Below are 17714 nucleotides of genomic sequence, written 5' to 3'. Positions count from 1 at the left end.
CACGATGGAAGTCGACGCAGTTTGGCGTTTTCGATCAAGAACTGGCAGATCGTAGCGAAGACATCGCTAAGATTGCTGTAGTCTTCCAAACCGTTCTGTCCACGACCAGGCGTTCAGAAGCGTTTTGAACGATGTTCGTTTCAACAGCAAGTCATCTGCTGTCGAGAAACTTCACCGAATTCTTCAACGTTGGATTCGACCTATGAGCCTCGATCCAATTGACCTGCGGTCGGCGATCTCCTCGTTCGCGGTTCCGAGTTTGGCGTGAGCCAACTCGTGAACCACGATCCTCCCCGAGAAGGGAAGCGACCTCTCACCGTGGGGTGGTTCAGGCGGCGAACGCGTCTTCTAGTGCCTCTCGCTTAGACTGATGATCCAGATGGGCATATCGCGCGGTCATCTTGATATCTCGGTGACCGGCAAGCTCCTGAACAACCTTTAAGCTCTTCCCGGCTTGGACTAGCCGGGAACAGAACGTGTGTCGGTTATCGTGCCATCGATAGTTCTTCACCTTTGCCTCCTTCAACACGGCAGCCCACCACTTCTTCGGATCTGCCAGAGCGAAGCAGCAGCCTTCCGGTGATTGATTCGGCTCTCCCTCTCTCCTGTCCTTCCTCTGGAGCTTCATCATCTTTAGAGTTTGGAATGACTGGACGACCTCGGGAAGCATTGGGATGTAGCGTTCGGTGCCGTTCTTCGACTCCTTCACGTGGATCTGTTTGTGTTTGAAGTCGACTTCGGCCCAGTTTAGTCCGTATTGCTCCCCTCGGCGCATTCCGGTTTGCAGGGAGATGACGAACTCGCACAGATGATGTTGTTCCCAATTCCCCTCCTGATGATGACCGGCTTTGTCACAATCATCGATACGCTTCTGGATGGCCGCGCGGATAGCTTTCTCCTCTTCCGGCTTGAGCCAGCGGATCACGCCATTCTTGAGTTTGCGCTGGGACGTACCCTTGACCGGATTGTCCGTAACCTTCTCGTTCTTGATGCCGCGCTTGTACGAGGCGCTGAGCATGACTCGGTATCTGTTGACGGAAGCGTCGGCGAGCGGCTTCCCTTTGTCCTTGGCTTTCTGGGTGTGTCCATTGGTGAGTCCGTCCAGCCAAGCCTCGACCTCGCGCGGCTTGAGGCCAGCAGCGTGTCGACCTCCGAGACCTGCCTTGATCCGATCAAGGCGCCTAGGTGGATTGACCTGATCTTTGTATTGAGTGGGATGCTTGGCGATGTAGTCCTTGAGATCGTCGCATAGCTCCCCGACGGTCACGCCGCTGGCCTTTTCGTCTCGCAGTGCCTTCTTTTCCGCCATGGTAAGGATCGGTTCTGTTGCCTTTACGGGCAGCGCGTCAGCACCTTCTTTGCGCTTCAGGGACCGGGCATCCTCCAACCATGCAATAGCCTGTTGTCGGTCTTCCGGGTTTGGTCCGAAAACCTTACGCACTAACTTACCGTTTGCCCGGTACTGTGCGGCCCAGGCATTGCGATCCTCGCGCCAGTACACCCCACGAATCTTCTGCGGTTTTGGTCCCCTTGCCACAGATCCCCCTTTGTCTTCCGTATCGCCATCATAGCCGCTTGGGGATACTTTGGGGATACTTTTAAGTGGAGTTTAGGGCGTCTGTGTGCAACGATTGGCGTCTAGCTGATTCCAGTAAGTAGCTGTAAATAGTTATGTTAACCGTCATTATGCGTTCCTGTGCGAATCGGTGCAAAACTTCATTGAACGCACTCCTAACGCGAAGGTCGCAGGTTGGACTCCTGCCCGGGCCACCAGATTTCATTTCTTATCAGCAAGATATAAGAGCATCGGCAAGAAGCCGATCCGGGTCCTCCTGGAATTGGGATACTTTGGGATACTTTCACGAAAATACTTTTTTCGTGTCAGCGCCGCATGCTAATGCATGGAAGCGCACCCGCACGAACACCGACGTTGAGCGCCTGCTCAACACAGTCTGTTCAGCAATTGTTTGGAGCAGGAAAGGCCTCTGCGCGACCTGCTACACGTGACGTCACAACCAGGAAAAGCAAAGGAGGCAAGAGAAAGGCTGGACACTGCTGAAAACGCAGTATCCAGCCTCGGGTGGTACAGACTGTTAATAGGAAAGACGGAGGGCGAGCTGCATCACGCGGGGGTCGCCTGAAAGCGTGGTGATCTGGCCGGCCGCACCGCTGGAGAAGTTATTGTTGGGTTGGCCAAAGAGAGGTGTGTTGCTGACGTTGAAGACCTCCCAACGGAACTCAAGGTTGGCTATTTCGTGGATTGGGAATTCGCGCAGGAGCGCAGCGTCGAAAACGTTGGTGTGCGGACCCCGGAGCGTGTTGCGACCACTGTTGCCAATGACGCCGGGAGCCGTGAGCGAAAAGGCATCAGTGAGGTTGGGAGCGTTGGCGCGGCACTGCGGGTTTTGCGCGGCGTAGAACCAACAGTCCGTATTGTGGACCAGCGTGGGCTTGCCGATCAGGTTGACAGTGGCGGTGGCTGCCCCGTATGGATCTAGTGCCGTGCCGAGCCATCCACCGCCGTTGACGGTGAAAGGATGACCGCTGTAGTAGGTGTAGACGCCCGAGGTGCGGAAACCGCCGAGGATGGAGCTGAGAATTCCGTGGTTGGCGAAGGTCTTGCCCTTGCCGAAGGGCAACTCGTAAACGTAGTTTGCGGAAATGCGATGCGGGATGTCGAAGTCGCTGAGGCTGTACCAGGCAGCGTAGTTTCTCCCATCGGGGGGGTGCTCCGGAGTTGCTCTCAAGCTCCTGCGGTGTATTGTCGAGGCTGCGGGAGTAGGTGTAAGCAGTGCGGAAGCTGAAGCCACTGGCGAAGCGGCGAGTTAGCGTCGCCTCGAGGCCGTTATAGTTTCCGAATCCGATCGAGTTGGTGTATTCGATGTAGCCGAAGTTAGCGAAAGGAACCTTGCTGGGTGCGCTAGGGGAGGCGATGCTGGGCTGATTGAGATCGCTGATGACGTCGAGATGGGTGGACTTGGTGCCAACGTAGTTTACCTCGACGGTAAGTTTGCTGGGCAGATCACGCTGGAAGCCGAAGCGCCACTGCTGCACGTTCGGAGCCGGGCGTGCGGGTTCATCGTGCGGAGATGGAAGGCCTGAAGCTGCGACAGATTGATCGTCGAGGGATCCAGGAAGTTTGCGGAAAGCCATTCTGGGTAATCAGAGCTGGAGTCGTAGAGTTTGAGGCAACCGCCGGCGCCTTGTTGATAAGGAAGGGCGGGTTGAGTGCGAGCTGGTTCTCGCTGCCGAAGCGCTCAAACATCGAGTAATAGTAGCCATATCCGGCTCGAATGACAGTCTTCGTATCCGGAGAATAGGAGATGCCGAGGCGTGGGCCGAAGTTCTTGTAGTTGGGGTTGATCAGCGCGCGGTCCTTGAGAGAGCCGCTCTTGGCAAAGACTAGTCCGCCGGCGCCTCCGTTGGCAGTGGGGTCGAAGTTGGCCTGTTGGTTCTTGCCTTCCAGGGCCGGGGTAGCGAAGTCGTAACGGAGCCCAAGGTTGACGGTGAGATTTGGCAGCAGCTTCCAATCGTCCTGCGCGAAGCCCGAGACCATCCAGAGCCGCTGGTCCACGAATTGTACGTTGGTCAGCTGCGTCGACTGTGCGAGGCCGAGCAGTCCGTCCGCGTAAGAGAGGCCGGGCGCAAGGCAGTGATTGCTCGCACCGCCGCGCCGGCAACTGAAGATGCCGGTGAAGCCAAGATCGCCGCGAGTGCCGGCTCATCCTGGAAGATGTTGCGCATGGGAGCGTAGAGGGTGCCGCCTAGCTTGAGTGAATGCTTGCCCAGTGCAAGTGAGACCGTGTCGACCCACTGAATCTGCTGGGGCGTCTGAGATTTGGGCAGGAAGTCGGGCGAGCCGATGAAGGTGAAGTTGGCGAATTGAGTCAACGGAACGCCACCGGCGACGGCTGGGTTGTTGGGGATGCCAGGAACAAATTCGTCCGCAGCGTTCAAGCCGAAGGGATCCTGCTGGGCAATCGACCGATTTCGGATGAAGCCCAGATGAAATTCGTTGAGAATGTTGGGAGAGAGAATGTGGGTCCAGCCGAGGACTGCGCTGTGGGAGTAAATCTTCTGGCGGCCAAATGCGGAGGTCGAGGTGCCGTCGGCGATGCCTCCGTAGTTACCGGGGATGAAGCGCGAGCGGCTGATATAGCTGTAGCGGACGAAAAGGTTGTCGGTTTTGGAGGCGGTCCAGTCAACCCGGCCGTCATAGCTGTCGTTGTTGTCGCTCAGGCCGGCGTTGCGAAAGTAATTGTTGAGCTGACCCCGGCCGGTTAGGCTGCGGAAAGAGAGCGATGATGCCCTGCATGGCATTGTCTGAGCCGCGTGGCAGGAATCTGATTGTTGGGGAAGGTTTGTTGGTGAGGGGGTCGTAGATGGTGGGATATTTCACGCCGAGTAAAGCCGCGGTAGCGGGGCTGAAGTCGCCGATGCGCTCATTCGGCAGAGGCACGGTCGATGTGCGGGAGACGCCTTGCTTGATGCGGGTGCCTTCGTAGTTGAAGAAGGCGAAGAGGCGATCGTGGATGATGGGGCCGCTGACGCTTCCGCCAAACTGGTGCTGATTGTTTTGTGCCTTGCGAGTTTGACTGCGCTTGGTGAAGTAGTCCGTCGCATCGAAAAAGTCGTTACGGAGATATTCGAAGGCAAGGAGATGAAAGCGGTTGTTGCCGCCCATCGTGTTGACAGAGAGAGCTGCTCCGGGCGCGCGGCCATACTCGGCCGAATAGGGATTCGTGACGATGGTGAACTGTTGGATTGTGTCAACGGACGGATGCGGGGCCTGCGTGCTTAACTCCTGAACGTTTTCAGAGATTGTGTTGTCCAGCGTACCGGGACGCACGGGGAAAATGCGCCTGACGGTAGTTGCAGCCAGAGCGCAACGCGCAGAGTTCCTTACACAGCGACATATTCCTTCTATGAAGCGGGGCAATGATCAGAACATTGCGCTCGTAGCTAGAGGGCAAGGGCATTGGCAGCGGCCTCCATCCTGAATTTAGATTTCGAGAACACGTCGAAGCTATTTATTTGCGCCGGGAATAAAAACAGTGGCGCCGTGTTCTTCACCACCAGTGATTAACTTCGAGGCAACTTGTCGTGAGCAACAAGAGCAGGGAACACAGGGGAACAGTGAGAACACACCGTAGGAAAACAAAGATTTCAGACCGCGGCAATATCCTCGTGTTTGATAAGGGCGTTGGTCTGGATCTGCGAAACGAACCGCAGCTGCATGCACCACGCCAACTGATAGAGGCAGAGAGGATGTCGGCAATCGGCAGGATGGCATGCTCGATATCCCACGATATGCGCCACTCGCTCACGGCGATCTATGCGAACGCCGAGTTCCTCGAGCGCCACGATTTATGTGCGGGCGCGCGGGCTGATCTGCTGCTCGAAATTCAAGAAGCAGTGCTCGCGATGACGGACCGCATCGATTCATTACTGCAATTCGGTAGTAGCGGACGGAAAAATCCGCTTGTCCATGCGCGCGTTTCCTTGGTAGTTGAGAAAGCTGTTGCGGCAGTGAAGTTTCATCCAGACGGACAGAACGTTTCCATCACAGTTGGCAAGTTACCGCCGGCGGAAGCAGACATCGATGCGAGGAATCTTGAAAGTGCCATATATAACTTGCTGCTCAATGCCTGCCAAGCTGCGACACGCTCAACTCGTGTGCCTGAGGTGAAGGTCCACCTGACGGAAGTCGATGAACGGATCTACCTCACAATCGTGGACAATGGTCCCGGCATACCTGCCTCTGTCCGGAGTACGTTGTTCGATCCATTCGTGACCGCAGGAAAACCCAACGGAACAGGCCTGGGGCTCACCCTGGCTCGTCGAATAGCTGAAGAGCACGGTGGTAGTGTCTGCCTCGAGGAATTGAATCGAGAGAGGACGGTATTCACGCTGAGTCTGACGAAGAACAGATGATTACCTTTAGAAGGGCTGAAGAGTGGCAGAGCGGCTTCGGAGCCTGCAGCAATGGATCTGCGAACTGCTCTTAAAGAATCAACGAACTGAGATGGGCACTCACGGAAATTAAGGAGCTTCCCCGGGTGCAGAATGCGGCGTTTGGTTCATCCCCGCCTCCCACCCACCTTCAATCGACGATCTTCAAAGAGACAGAACGCGAGTTCATCGTGATGTTGACAAGAGACTATTCCTCGCACGATCAAGCCAGGACGCCGCAGACCGCCGACGCGCAGGGCGGTAGAGGCGGAGTCGGATTCAGCAACTCGTGTTACCTCGGGTCGCAGCCGAAAACCACCCCTCATACAAGTACCGGTAAAGGTATCGGTGTTGGGGTAAGGCCCTACTCAACTTACATCATTGAGACCTCGATGAGTGGCAGCGGGTGGGCACCCACACATAAAGATACCTGCTCTAAGTGATCGGCCGCGAACCGATGATGAGGATCTGCACGAGTCTTCTTGCGCTTTGCTGCCAGTCTGGCGCGGACGCCACGTTGGAGACGCCGATAAGAGCCCGAAGCAGATCGAGGGGGGCAAGATCGGAACGTATGTCGCCGCTCTTGATAGCGCGTTCCACCAGAGCGTTGATCGCTCCTATGATTTGGGCGCCTGATGCTTCAAACACCTTACAGTGTTCTCCGACAAGAGTATTCAGTGCCGGTGCGATGATCTGCTTGGTCGCAATATAGTCGACGAAGAGCAACATCCAGGCCTGCAATGCCTCGATGGGTGGCATCGTCCTGGCAAACTCCCTCTCTGCCGCCGCTAGCTTTTCTACTTCGGTGCGATAGACCTCCTCAAGGAGTGCCTCGCGGGTGGGGAAATGGCGATACAAAGTTCCCGCACCAACGCCTGCCCTCTTGGCGACATCGTCCAGGCTGATGTTTGCGCCTGACCGGGTGAAAGCTTTCTTCGCTATTTCCAGAATGCGCTCCCGGTTGCGCTGCGCATCTGCGCGGGGCTTCCGACTAACGAGTTGTGAATGTTTTGTGGTCATGCCCAAAATATTTGCAACCGGAGGCCGTCTCCGATTATCGTAGTCTTTTACGGAGTCACTCTCCGTTTTATTCCCAGCCGAGAGCGACAGTCAATATCGGTGCGCAAGCACACGCCTGGAACGGCTGGTTCAAGGAGGAAGAGAATGGCGAACGTGTTTGGTGCGACCTCAACAACGGAAGATGTGCTGTCTGGCGTAAATTTACAGGGCAAACGGATTCTCGTTACGGGAGTTTCAGCTGGGCTTGGTATCGAGACTGCGCGGGCTCTGGCTGCGCATGGTGCGCAGGTGGTTGGCGCGGCGCGAGATTTGACTAAGGCTGAAGCGGCGACCGCCCAGGTACGAACGGACGCTGCGGCCTCCGGTGGAAGCTTCGGGCTCGTTGAACTAGACCTCGCCAGCCTTAAGAGCGTGCGAGCCTGCGCCGACGGACTGTTAGCAAAAGGTGAACCCTTCGACGTGGTCATCGCGAACGCGGGAGTGATGGCCACACCGTTCGGACATACGGCAGACGGTTTTGAAACACAGTTCGGCACCAACCACCTGGGCCACTTTGTCTTCGTCAATCGGATTGCGCCGCTTATTGGTAGCGGAGGGCGGCTGGTCGATCTGTCTTCTTCGGGGCATCGCTTCGCCAACGTCGACCTGGACGATCCCAACTTTGAGCGCACACCCTATGACCCCTTCGTCGCTTATGGCCGATCGAAGACGGCAAACATTCTCTTTGCTGTAGCTTTCGATCAACGGCATCGCGGGCGTGGCGTACGTGCCGCAGCCGTGCATCCTGGCGGTATACAGACCGAGTTGGCCCGCCACATGGATCCGAGCCACCTGCAAGCCATGGTCGACCAGATGAGTAAGCAGCTTGAAGCAGAGGGTAAAGGACCCTTCCAATTCAAGACGGTCCCTCAGGGAGCCGCAACTTCCGTGTGGGCGGGTGTCGTCGCCTCGGCTGGAGAGATTGGTGGCCAGTATTGCGAGAACTGTCATGTCGGCAAGATCGTATCGGACGACGTGACCATCAGCGCTATTAGCGAAGGAGTACGCGGATATGCGCTTGATCCCAACAATGCCGAGGCGCTCTGGAAGAAGAGCGAAGAAATGGTTGGCGAGTCTTTTAGCGATCAGCCTTTAGCTATGAAGTTTCACTAGGTTGTTGTCCATCTGACCGAGAACGAAGAAGCTGATTGTGACGAGCAATGAGTGACTTCGGAGGTCAGATGGACTACCACTATCATGCCCGTGAGACGGCGCGTGGTCGAGAGCAGTTGATGAAGAAGGTGCTGGACGACCAGCTGCACCAGCCAGTTGACGCGGCGCAAGCCACGCAGCTTGACTTGGTGGAGCGCGCGGTCCAGCTTGGCCCAGCCGAAGACCTTCTCCACCAGCTTGCGCTTCTGCTGACTCAGCCGGAAGCCGTCGCTCGAGCGCTCGGCCTCGGTCAGCAAGTTTTGGTCCACTTGGGGTTCGGTGCATACTCGGCGACGTGCGGCACCACCTGCCGGGTGCGTATCTGCTCGAGGAACGACTCGTGCTGATAGCTCTTGTCTGCCCCCAGCGTCATCGAGCCAGACGGTCTCCTTCGTTGCCGGTGCAGGTTGATCATGCGCAGCGCCGCGTCTCGCTCGGCGGTGGTGCTGGACGGAGTGGCCAGCGCCTGCACGACCAGGCCGTTGCGGTTCTCCGTCAGCACATGGCCCAGATAGCTCGGCACCACCGCGGCGGAGGAGCTCTTGCGGTACAGCCGCGCCTCCCGATCGGTGGCCGACTCATGGGTGGTGTCGCGCAGCAGCTTGCGCCCGCGCGCTCCCGTGCCGCGATCCGGCGGGTCCTGCTTCTCCCGGAAGCTGCGCCGGCTTGCCCAGGCCTGGATCAACGTGCCATCCACGGTGAAGTGTTCTTCGCTCAACAGCTGTTGGGCATGCGCCTGCTCGACGACGGCCAGCAGCCGCTCGACCACCTCGCCCTTCATCAGACGCTGGCGGTTCTTGGTGAACACGGTCACATCCCAGATGGTGTCGTCCATGTTCAGGCCCACGAACCAGCGGAACAGAAGGTTGTAATCCAGCTGCTCCATCAACTGCCGCTCGCTGCGCACCGAGTACAGCGCCTGCAGCAGAAGCGCACGCACCAGCTTCTCCGGCGCAATGGAGGGACGCCCACCGACGGCATACAGCGTCGTGTCGAAGTGCGCCGACAGCTCCGACAGCGCAGCATCTGTCATCGGCCGAATCGCTCGTAGCGGATGGTCCGGCGGAACCCGCTGCTCCGCACTGATATAGCTGAACACTGCGCCTTGCTGAAGATCGTCGCCTCGCAATCTCCTCTTTTACCAATTTAAAAACTCAGAGAGTTTTTCCGCAGCCTGTAAAGCCGTGCCCATAAGCAAAACACAGTTTTTCAGCATCCTCTGAAGCCCCGCTCTACCTCAGAGACAACAGCAAGGGCATCGGGCGTAAGGCAAGGTGCCGGCTGACCGGACTTTGTACCCCAAAAACTTTGTTTTTGGGGTACGTTGCGCTAGGAGGGGTGGGCTTCAGCGATCGGAGCTGGTGGTTGCGGCGGCTTCGAGGTTGGAGTTCTGGGAGGGGCCGAGGCCTAGCTTGATGATGGCGCGGGAGTCGGGCATCAGCTTGGTCTGCCAGCCGTTGTCGGACTGGAACTTGCGCATGGCGCTCTCGGTGGCCGAATCCCAGTGGCCGCTGGGCTCGGTCATGTAGCCGGAGCGGACGAGGGCGTCCTGGATCTCGGTGGCGCGGTTGTCGTCGATGGAGCGTTGGCCGGAGGTGTGCTTGGCGGTGGGCTTCCGTTTGGTGGGCGAGGTGGGTCCGCGGCGGGGGTGCGTCATCGCGATACAAGGGGTCAGGGCGGTTGCCAGAAGAAGGGCGGAGGTAAGGAGTCGGCCTGGCCGCATGGAGTTGTGAGACCTCGCGTGAGCAGTATGATGCAGATGGCCGGGGAGCCTACTGTCAAATCATTACTATCGTATAAGGGTATCCCGAGAGTAAAGGGGATGCAAGAAAAGGTTGACAGTGTGGTACAGCTTTTTGGGGAGGCGGATATGGATATAGGGAGAGACCCGGGGGATGAGGAGGGTGCTGAAAAGTGCTCCGCGGGCGAAAATCGTAACCTCGGCGGCTAAATCCTCCTTGAAAACAGGAGACTTGCGGCACGGCTGAAGCCGTTGCCTTGAAGCAAGACGGATCATTGGCGTCCGCGAAAGCCTCTTGTTTATGAGGGTTGGGGTTTACCCCTGAACCCGGTCCGGCATTACTACTGCGCTCCGTCCTCGGAGATTACGGCAGGGGCCGGAAGAAATGCGGGTCCTTCGACTCCGCTGGGCTCCGCTCAGGATGACACATCGTAGAGGACTGAAGATGGAAAAAGGGAGTGGCTGGGCCACTCCCCTTAGTTTCTCGAAGGTTTCCAGTGGAGGGCCTACGGGAGGGTTCCTCCAACGTAGGAGTTTCCGCCGCCCTTTTGCAGGGGCGAGTGGACGACGAAGACCACATCATCCTTGGACTTGAGGGCGGTGACGATGGCCCGGTAGGAGGCCTCATCGGTGACGGGTTTCTTGTTGATCTCAGTGATGATGGTTCCCTTGACAAGGTTGATCTCGTCAGCGAAGGAGCCGGGGCGGACGTTGGTAACGATGACCCCCTTGGAGATCCCGGTCTTCTGGGCGACGGTGGGTGGGATGGCTGAGACGGTGATGCCGAGCTTGCTCTGGCCGGCGTCAGACTCCTGCGGGCTGTTGTCGTCGTCGTCGTTGTTCCCGGCGAGATCGGCGTAGGTCTTGTTGCGGTCGCCAATGGCGACGTTGGCGGTGTTCTGTTTGCCGTCGCGGAGGTAGCCGAGCTTGACGGTGGTGCCGACCTTGCGGGCGGAGATGTCGTTGACGAGGTCGTCGCCGTCCTTAATCTCGCGGCCGTCGATGGAGACGATGACGTCGCCGGGCTGGATGCCGGCCTTGGCGGCTCCGCCGGTGGGCGTAACGGTGGAGACGATGACTCCGTTCTTGAAGCCGTACATGCGGCCGACTGCGGAGCTGAGCGAGGACTGGAAGGAGATTCCGATGGAACCGCGGACGACCTTATGCTCCGGCCCGATGAGGCTGTTGTAGACGTTGACGATGATGTTGGAGGGCATGGCGAAGCCGACGCCCTGGGAGCCCATGGACTGGGTGTAGATGGCGGTGTTCATGCCGATGACCTGGCCTGCCATGTCGACGAGCGGACCGCCGGAGTTGCCGGGGTTGATGGCGGCGTCAGTCTGGATGAACTTCTGGAACTGCGACTGGGAGACGCCGGAGGGCGTGGGCTCGTCGATGGAGCGGTTCTTGGCGGAGACGATGCCGGCGGAGACGGTCTGGGAGAGGCCGAAGGGGCTGCCGACGGCGAGGACCCAGTCACCGACCTGCGCGCCGTCGGAGTTGCCTAGCTTGACGGAGGGCAGAGGCTTGTCGGTGTCGATCTTGATGACGGCGATGTCGGTGTCCTTGTCGGTTCCGATGACCGTGGCGGGACGGCCTTCAGTGTCGGGGCCGCCGTCAGGGTCGGTGGAGAGCTTGACGTAGATCTTGTCGGCCTTGTCGACGACGTGGTTGTTGGTGATGATGTAGCCACGGGAATCGACGATGAAGCCGGAGCCGAGGGCGCGGCGCTCGCTGGGACCGAACTGGCCGTCATCGTCACCGCCGCCAGGGTTTCCGAAGAAGCGGTTGAAGAAGTCCTGCATGTCGCCCTGGTCGTCGCCGCTGGGAGGACGCTGGCCGGGACGACGGCGGCCCTTGGTGGTGGACTGCTTGGGGAGCGACTCGGTGTTGATGTTGACGACGGCGGGACCGACCTGTTTGGCGATCTGGGAGAAGCCGTTGGAGAGGGAGGCGGCCGCGGGGACGACGAGCGGCTTGGCGTCGGAGGTATCGACGCGGGTCTGTTCCTTGCCGCTGACGCCGCGGGTCAGGATGGAGCCTGCGAGGATGCCGGCGGAGAGCGTGGCCAGGAGTGCGAAGGTCGTGCTGAGTCGGTGTGTGCGCAGCCGCTCGAGCCAGCTTGGGTTGGTGCTTGTCGGTGTGTCCATCGGTAAATGAGACCTCTTTCGATTGCTTCCTGTCGCCCGGACACCGGGGAGCGGGCGGAGTCTTAAGTATAGTCTTTGTCCGGATTCGCTGGTGAGAGCGATTAGGGAGTCATCCGGTTGATTAGACGCGAAGGATTGGCAAAGGTGGTCTCCCCAATGGGATGGGTATCTGACGGAGGAAGATGAGGATCGGATGGATGGAGTTCAGGATGGGTGCGTGGGAGTTGGGGCGGATGTGGGTAGGAGTTCGGTGAAGAGGATGCCAGTGAGGATGAGCGCTGCTCCTGCGAGGGAGCGAGGGCTGAGGCGCTCGTGGAGGAAGAGGAAGGAGATGAGCCAGGCGAAGACTGGTTCGAGGGTGAGGAGCAGTGCGGTGTGCGTGGGAGGGAGATGCTGCTGGGCCCAGCTCTGAATAGTGAAGGCGGCGGCGGTGGCGAGCAGGCTGGTGATGGCGAGGGCCGTGATGAGGCGTGGGGTGAGGGTGAGATAGATGGGGCCTCCGAAGGAGAGTGTGAGGAGCATGAAGGCGGCGGCGAAGGTGATCTGCAGGGTGGCTAGCTGGGGGATTGGGATCTGGGAGGAGGTGTGGGCGAGAGAGAGGAGGTGTCCGGCGAAGGCGATGGCGCAGAGGAGGGTGAGGAGGTCGCCGAGGCTGATGGAGGTGAAGATGTTTGAGGCAGTGGTTCCGGCGGGTGCGGTGAGGAGGAGGAGGCCGGCGAAGGCGAGGAGTGCTCCGAGGTATGCGGCCGCGCGCGGAGGGTGCGCGCTGGCGGGGCGGATCGCGGGGATGGCGGTCAACAGAGGGACGAAGACGACGACGAGTCCGGTGATGAAGGCGGATTTGGCGGCGGTGGTGCGAGCGAGGCCGGCGGTCTGAAGCTGATAGCCAGCGGCGAGGAAGAGGCCGACGACGGCTGAGGCGGCGAGGGTGGTGCGAGGGATGGAGCGGAGTTGGCGACGATTGATGAGGGCGAGTGCGATGGCGGCGAGGGTCATTCGCAGGAGATTGAAGAGGAGCGGGGAGGCGTCGCGGAGGGCGTCCTTGATGAGCGCGAAGGTGGCTCCCCAGACGGCGACGACGGCGAGGAGCAGGAGGTGGGCGATGGTGGATGGGGATAGGCGGGGCAAGTGATTGGGCGGTGCTCGGTGGTGGAGAAGCGGCTCTCTCTGCTCCGCTGCGCTCGGGTCGAGATGACAACGCTGTGGAATTGAGTCTAGGCGAAGTTATTTTGGCGCTGTATAGACGGTTTCGCCGTTGACGATGGTTTGAAGGACGCGGGTGTGGAGGAGCTGCTGCGGGGTGGCGGTGGTGATGTCGCGGTCGAGGACGATGAAGTCGGCCAAGAAGCCGGGCTCGAGACGGCCTTTTTCTTTTTCGCGGAAGTCGGCGAAGGCGGAGCCCTGGGTGTAGGCGTAGAGGGCTTCGTTGAAGGTTAGTTTTTCCTGGGGTTCGTAGGTGCGTGTGCCGGCTTCGTTCTGGCGGGTGATGGCGGCGTAGAGGCCGCGGAAGGGATTGATGGACTCGACGGGGTAGTCGGTGCCGAAGGCCAAGACGACATTATGGTCGAGGAAGGAGCGCCAGGCGTAGGAGTATTTGGCGCGGTCGGGGCCGAGGCGGTCGCCAGCCCAGTTCATGTCGGTGAGGAGGTGGGAGGGCTGCATGGAGGCGATGATGCCGAGCTTGGAGTAGGTGTCGAAGTCGGCGGGGAGGAGGACCTGGGAGTGCTCGATGCGGAAGCGAGGGTCGTCGGATTTAGGCATGAGCCGTGTGCCAAGGTTGGCTTCGGCGCGAGCGGTGGCCTCCTTTTGCTGCTGGGAACGGGCGTTGATGGCGAGTTGGAAGGCTTCGAGGGCCATGTGGTTGGCGCGGTCACCAATGGCATGGAAGCCGAGTTGAAAGCCCGCTTCGGCGCGCTCGATGGCCATGGCGTTCAATTTGTCCTGATCGTAGCGGGGGATGCCGGAGTTCTTGGAGTCATCGGAGTAGGGGGCGGCGAGGGCGGCTGTACGGGAGCCGAGTGAGCCGTCCATGTAGCCCTTGAGCATGCCGGTGTGGAGGAACGGGTCAGTGTAACCGGGTACTCCGGGTGTGCGGCGCTCGAAGAGAGTATCGAGTGGGGTGTCGTAGGCGAGCCACTCGCTGATGCGGAGGTGGAGCTGGTTTTTACTGCGGAGATCCTGGAGAACGAAGTAATCGTCCCAGGAGGAGAGGTCTTCGACGGAGGTGACGCCGTTGGCGAGGGCATCATTGATGGCAAGGAGTAAGGCCTTGCGGCGTTGTTCCGGCGTGGGTGGGGGGACGATGTTGAAGAGCAGCGAGGTGGCGGGGCCTTCGCGGACGATGCCTGTGGGGTCGCCCTTGGCGTCGCGGTCGATCTTGCCGCCTGCGGGGTCGGGGGTGTCGCGGGTGATGTGTGCGGCGGCGAGGGCGGCGGAGTTGGCGACGAGGATGTGGCCATCAGTGCGCTCGAGGACTGCGGGGTGGCCAGCCGTGACGGCGTCGATGTCCTGGCGGGTGGGGAGAGTCTTGGTGGGCCACTTGGTCTGGTCCCAGCCTCCACCCTGGAGCCAGGCGCCGGGCTGCTGTTTGGCGGCGTAGTCGCGGATGCGCTGCTGCATATCAGTGAGTGATTTGGTGCCGTCCAGGTCGATCGTCAGCTTCTGCTGACCGGCTCCGGCGATGTGGGTGTGGGCGTCGATGAAACCGGGCATGACGAAGGCGCCGTGGAGGTCGATGATCTTCGTATTCGCGGTTTTGCGAAAGAGCACAGCCGAGTCTTCGCCGACAGCGGTAATCGCGCCGCTTCCCCCGATAGCGATTGCGGAGACGCGCGCGGGTGTCGGCGAGGGGTCGTCGGGCCGCAGATGCGCGCCGGTGAGGATGTTTCCGTTGATGTAGATGGTGCTGATCGTGAGGGGCGGCGGGATGGGTTGAGGCACGGACTGGGCGTGCGCCGCGGCGGCGAGCAGGAGAATGACTGCGATGGGGGCTTTCACGCGCTTGAGTGTATCGCAGGAAATCTTCGTTCTAGCAAAGGATTCGCTCCGCTCGAATGATCCCAGGTCTCAGAAGCGACCCATTCGACTGCGCTCAGGGCAGGTCCTGGGGCACCGGCACCCGGCTCAGGAGACGGTTGCGGAGGATTCCTGCTTTGATTCGGCGGCGAGCTTGGGAGCGATCTGGGTGGCGGCGAGCAGGAGAAGGAGGATGCGGCGGAGAGCGGTCTCGCGACCGGTGGGGTCGTACCACTCCTCGATGGTGTGGATGTTGCCTCCGATGCCTCCGGTGCCGATGGCGAGGGCGGGGATGCCGAGGGAGAGGGGGAGGTTGGCGTCGGTGGAGCCGAGGCGCTGCTCCGTGGAGAGGTTGAGGTGGCGGTCGACGGCGCGGAGGGTGGAGAGGAGGGCGGAGTTGTCGGGAAGAGAAGCGGCTGGGCGGTCGCCGATGGTCTCGATGTGATGCGTTGCGGGGTTGGACGTGGCTGCGAGCGGAGCCATGAGTTCGTCGAAGATTCGTTGGATCTCACGGGTGGCGATGTGAAGGTGCTCGGAGTGGGTGGAGCGGAGTTCGATGAGCGCGGTGGCGGAGGAGGGGATGGAGTTGACGGAGGTTCCGCCGGAGATGTGGCCGACGTTGAGGGTGGTGACGGGCGAGGTGGAGAGGGGAAGGTCTGCGATGGCTGCGAGGCCTCGGCTGAGGAGAAGGATGGGGTTGGGTGCTCCGGCGTCGGACCAGGAGTGGCCGCCGGGACCGGTGATGGTGACGCGGAAGCGAACGCTGCCGAGTGCGCGGGTGACGACGGTTGAGGTTCCGCTGCCCTCGAGCGCGATGGCGGCGGCGATGCGCCCGCGATAGGTGCCGTGCTCGAAGAGGTAGCGACTGCCGCGGAGGTCGCCTTCGCCCTCTTCGCCTACGTTTGCGGCGAAGAGGATGGTTGCGGGCGGGTTGATGCGGGCGTAGCGCAGTGCAGCGGCGATGGCGAGGAGCGCGGAGAGGCCGGCACCGTTGTCGCAGATGCCGGGGCAGTGAATGCGCTGGGTGTCGGTGCGCTCGACGGGTTCGCAATGGGTGCCTGGGGGGAAGACGGTGTCGAGGTGTGCGGAGAGCAGGATGACGGGGTGATCGGAGGTGTGGTCCTCGGGGGTGAGTTCGGCGAGGGCGTTGCCCTCTTCGTCGGCGTGGACGTTGGAGAGACCGAGGGAGCGGAAGCGGTCGAGGAAGAACTCGGCACGTTGCTGTTCGTGGAAGGGGGGAGCGGGAATGCGGACGGTGTCTAGGAGCCAGTGGCGGATCTGCGGCTGATGGAGATGAAGCCAGTGGAAGGCACGATGGACCGCGGTGAGGGTCGCAAGCTGCGTGATGCGCTGATGGTTGGCGGCAGACATGGCTTCTAGGAAGAGTAGCGCGATTTTGGGTTTGGGTTTGTGGAGTGTGATCGAGGGGATGGCGGAAGACTGGGATTTATGCCGGCGAGAGCGGTGTTTAATGCGGGGGTTCTTCCCCTTCGACTTCGCTCAGGGTCGGAATGACGCTTCTACTAAACGTCAGTAGTCGACTTCAACGAGAAAGAGGCCTTGCGGTGGGGCAGTGGGGCCGGCGGCGGTGCGGGAGCGGGCAGCGATGATGGTGGGGACGAGGCCGGGGGCGGTGCGTCCGCGGCCCACGTCGACGAAGGTTCCGACGAGGTTGCGGACCATGTGGTGAAGGAAGCCGGAGCCGGTGACGCGGTAGAAGAGCAGGTCGCCGTCGCGGTGCCAGGTGGAGGCGAAGATGGTGCGGATGGCGGTCTTTGCGGGCCCGTCAGACGAGGTGTTGTCGTCTTCATCTGATTCATCTGAGGCATTGCGGTTGGCGAGGTCGGGATCGGTGGCGGCGAAGGAGGTGAAATCGTGGGTTCCGATGACGTGTGCGGCGCCTTGCTGCATGTCGGTGAGCGAGAGGGGCCATGTGCAGTTCCAGACGAAGGGAGCGAGCGTGGGCGGGCAGATGGGCTGGGTGGCGATGCGGTACTCGTAGGTCTTGCGGCGGGCGCTGTGGCGGGCGTGGAAGTCAGCGGGGGCTTCTTCAAGGGAGACGATGCGGATGCTGGCGGGGAGGATGTGGTTGAGGGCGCGCTGGAGATTGGACGCGGGGATGGGGGATTGGAGGGAGACGCTGGCGACCTGTCCGAGGGCGTGGACGCCGGTGTCGGTGCGGCCGGAGCCCTGGGGGAGAACGATCTCGCCCGTGATGTGGTGGAGGGCGCGGGCGAGGGTTCCCTGGACGGTGGGGAGGCCGGGCTGAATCTGCCATCCGTTGTAGGACGAGCCGTCGTAGGCGACTGTGAGCTTCCAGTGAGGCATGGGGATAGATGGACGGTAACATGCGAGCGTGGGGGACGTGAATGAGGTGAGAGTGTTGGTTCCCCGGGCTCGGTTGAGGGGAGTAACGGATGGGGGTTGATATACTTAGCGCGTTGCGAATCGGGGAAAATTTGCGGAGTCGGTGGGAACGAAGCGGCAGGTGTGTGCGTATCAGAGCCAAGCCGCAGCCTTCCGGTTGGATTGGTCTGCAGGGAAGGTCTCCTGCAGGTCATCATCATCTTTATGAGTCCTTGGGAACATGCTGCGCGTCTTAGAGAGCTACTGAGAGAGAAAGAGCCGTTGTGACTTGGCGCGGG

At 60.4% G+C, this 17714-nt stretch carries 15 protein-coding genes and 2 pseudogenes; 3 read left to right on the top strand and 14 right to left on the bottom strand.

All coding sequences use genetic code 11. The features are described 5' to 3' along the window. Positions 1-328: 328 nt before the first annotated feature. From Q363_RS35905 to Q363_RS43840, 6 genes and pseudogenes are all read right to left on the bottom strand, one after another. The gene (locus Q363_RS35905) at positions 329-1501 is read right to left on the bottom strand and encodes a tyrosine-type recombinase/integrase (protein ID WP_157466631.1); all 1173 of its coding nucleotides are present in this window, start codon (positions 1499-1501) and stop codon (positions 329-331) included. A gap of 592 nt (positions 1502-2093) precedes the next feature. Next, a complete protein-coding gene (locus Q363_RS43855) occupies positions 2094-2747 on the bottom strand; it encodes an outer membrane beta-barrel protein (RefSeq protein WP_051978554.1) in 654 nt (217 codons plus the stop codon). A gap of 43 nt (positions 2748-2790) precedes the next feature. Next, positions 2791-3153: pseudogene (locus Q363_RS47465) on the bottom strand (outer membrane beta-barrel protein); the annotation flags it as partial. Further along, positions 3077-3688, bottom strand: coding sequence for a TonB-dependent receptor domain-containing protein (locus Q363_RS43850; protein WP_483782887.1), 612 nt, complete (start codon positions 3686-3688; stop codon positions 3077-3079). The pseudogene Q363_RS47465 and the gene Q363_RS43850, both read right to left, overlap by 77 nt. Beyond that, positions 3589-4320 carry an outer membrane beta-barrel protein gene (locus tag Q363_RS43845; RefSeq protein ID WP_051978552.1) on the bottom strand — a complete coding sequence of 244 codons (732 nt, stop codon included), beginning with the start codon at positions 4318-4320 and terminating at the stop codon, positions 3589-3591. Before Q363_RS43845 ends, Q363_RS43850 begins: the two co-directional genes overlap by 100 nt. After that, complete coding sequence (locus Q363_RS43840) at positions 4214-4849, bottom strand: outer membrane beta-barrel protein (RefSeq protein ID WP_051978551.1); 636 nt, start codon at positions 4847-4849, stop codon at positions 4214-4216. Before Q363_RS43840 ends, Q363_RS43845 begins: the two co-directional genes overlap by 107 nt. Here Q363_RS43840 and Q363_RS47460 point away from each other — a divergent pair. Both Q363_RS47460 and Q363_RS08325 read left to right on the top strand, forming a co-directional pair. After that, complete coding sequence (locus Q363_RS47460) at positions 4805-4942, top strand: DUF3455 domain-containing protein (protein ID WP_157466643.1); 138 nt, start codon at positions 4805-4807, stop codon at positions 4940-4942. The two genes, Q363_RS43840 and Q363_RS47460, sit on opposite strands and share 45 nt — an antisense overlap. A 161-nt stretch (positions 4943-5103) precedes the next feature. Next, complete coding sequence (locus Q363_RS08325; protein WP_245632109.1) at positions 5104-5934, top strand: sensor histidine kinase; 831 nt, start codon at positions 5104-5106, stop codon at positions 5932-5934. Between the two features lie 453 nt (positions 5935-6387). On the opposite strand, the gene Q363_RS08320 is transcribed toward Q363_RS08325, so the two are convergent. Beyond that, positions 6388-6972 carry a TetR/AcrR family transcriptional regulator gene (locus tag Q363_RS08320; protein ID WP_035349297.1) on the bottom strand — a complete coding sequence of 195 codons (585 nt, stop codon included), beginning with the start codon at positions 6970-6972 and terminating at the stop codon, positions 6388-6390. Positions 6973-7116: 144 nt separating this feature from the next. Here Q363_RS08320 and Q363_RS08315 point away from each other — a divergent pair, with 144 nt between their 5' ends. Beyond that, the gene (locus Q363_RS08315) at positions 7117-8124 is read left to right on the top strand and encodes an SDR family NAD(P)-dependent oxidoreductase (RefSeq protein WP_035349296.1); all 1008 of its coding nucleotides are present in this window, start codon (positions 7117-7119) and stop codon (positions 8122-8124) included. On the opposite strand, the pseudogene Q363_RS08305 reads toward Q363_RS08315, so the two are convergent. From Q363_RS08305 to truA, 7 genes and pseudogenes are all read right to left on the bottom strand, one after another. After that, positions 8121-9292: pseudogene (locus Q363_RS08305) on the bottom strand (IS5 family transposase). The gene Q363_RS08315 and the pseudogene Q363_RS08305 sit on opposite strands and share 4 nt — an antisense overlap. A 216-nt stretch (positions 9293-9508) precedes the next feature. Further along, entirely contained in the window at positions 9509-9886 is a 378-nt protein-coding gene (locus Q363_RS08300; RefSeq protein WP_064742614.1) for a peptidoglycan-binding protein, read from the bottom strand. A gap of 524 nt (positions 9887-10410) precedes the next feature. Beyond that, positions 10411-12054 (bottom strand): trypsin-like peptidase domain-containing protein, encoded by a 1644-nt coding sequence (locus Q363_RS08290; RefSeq protein WP_035349290.1) that lies wholly within the window; start codon positions 12052-12054, stop codon positions 10411-10413. Between the two features lie 204 nt (positions 12055-12258). Next, entirely contained in the window at positions 12259-13182 is a 924-nt protein-coding gene (locus tag Q363_RS08285; protein WP_035349288.1) for a DMT family transporter, read from the bottom strand. A gap of 96 nt (positions 13183-13278) precedes the next feature. Then, positions 13279-15051: an amidohydrolase gene (locus Q363_RS08280; protein WP_035349287.1), complete on the bottom strand. Its 1773-nt coding sequence runs from the start codon at positions 15049-15051 to the stop codon at positions 13279-13281. Positions 15052-15177: 126 nt separating this feature from the next. Continuing rightward, complete coding sequence (locus tag Q363_RS08275; RefSeq protein WP_035349286.1) at positions 15178-16440, bottom strand: M20/M25/M40 family metallo-hydrolase; 1263 nt, start codon at positions 16438-16440, stop codon at positions 15178-15180. Between the two features lie 159 nt (positions 16441-16599). Then, positions 16600-17397 (bottom strand): tRNA pseudouridine(38-40) synthase TruA, encoded by a 798-nt coding sequence (gene truA, locus Q363_RS08270; RefSeq protein WP_035349285.1) that lies wholly within the window; start codon positions 17395-17397, stop codon positions 16600-16602. Positions 17398-17714: the final 317 nt, after the last annotated feature.

The organism is Edaphobacter aggregans DSM 19364 (assembly GCF_000745965.1).
Lineage (GTDB): Bacteria > Acidobacteriota > Terriglobia > Terriglobales > Acidobacteriaceae > Edaphobacter > Edaphobacter aggregans.
Note: the sequence above shows the minus strand (reverse complement) of the source record. Positions and strands in the feature narration are given on the sequence as shown.

Excerpts from the sequence above, each read along its gene's own strand:
- Q363_RS08315 (WP_035349296.1), top strand. The coding sequence starts at position 7,117 with ATGGCGAACGTGTTTGGTGCGACCTCAACAACGGAAGATGTGCTGTCT.
- Q363_RS08320 (WP_035349297.1), bottom strand. The coding sequence starts at position 6,972 with ATGACCACAAAACATTCACAACTCGTTAGTCGGAAGCCCCGCGCAGAT.
- Q363_RS08290 (WP_035349290.1), bottom strand. The coding sequence starts at position 12,054 with ATGGACACACCGACAAGCACCAACCCAAGCTGGCTCGAGCGGCTGCGC.
- Q363_RS08275 (WP_035349286.1), bottom strand. The coding sequence starts at position 16,440 with ATGTCTGCCGCCAACCATCAGCGCATCACGCAGCTTGCGACCCTCACC.
- Q363_RS43845 (WP_051978552.1), bottom strand. The coding sequence starts at position 4,320 with ATGCCATGCAGGGCATCATCGCTCTCTTTCCGCAGCCTAACCGGCCGG.
- truA (WP_035349285.1), bottom strand. The coding sequence starts at position 17,397 with ATGCCTCACTGGAAGCTCACAGTCGCCTACGACGGCTCGTCCTACAAC.
- Q363_RS08300 (WP_064742614.1), bottom strand. The coding sequence starts at position 9,886 with ATGCGGCCAGGCCGACTCCTTACCTCCGCCCTTCTTCTGGCAACCGCC.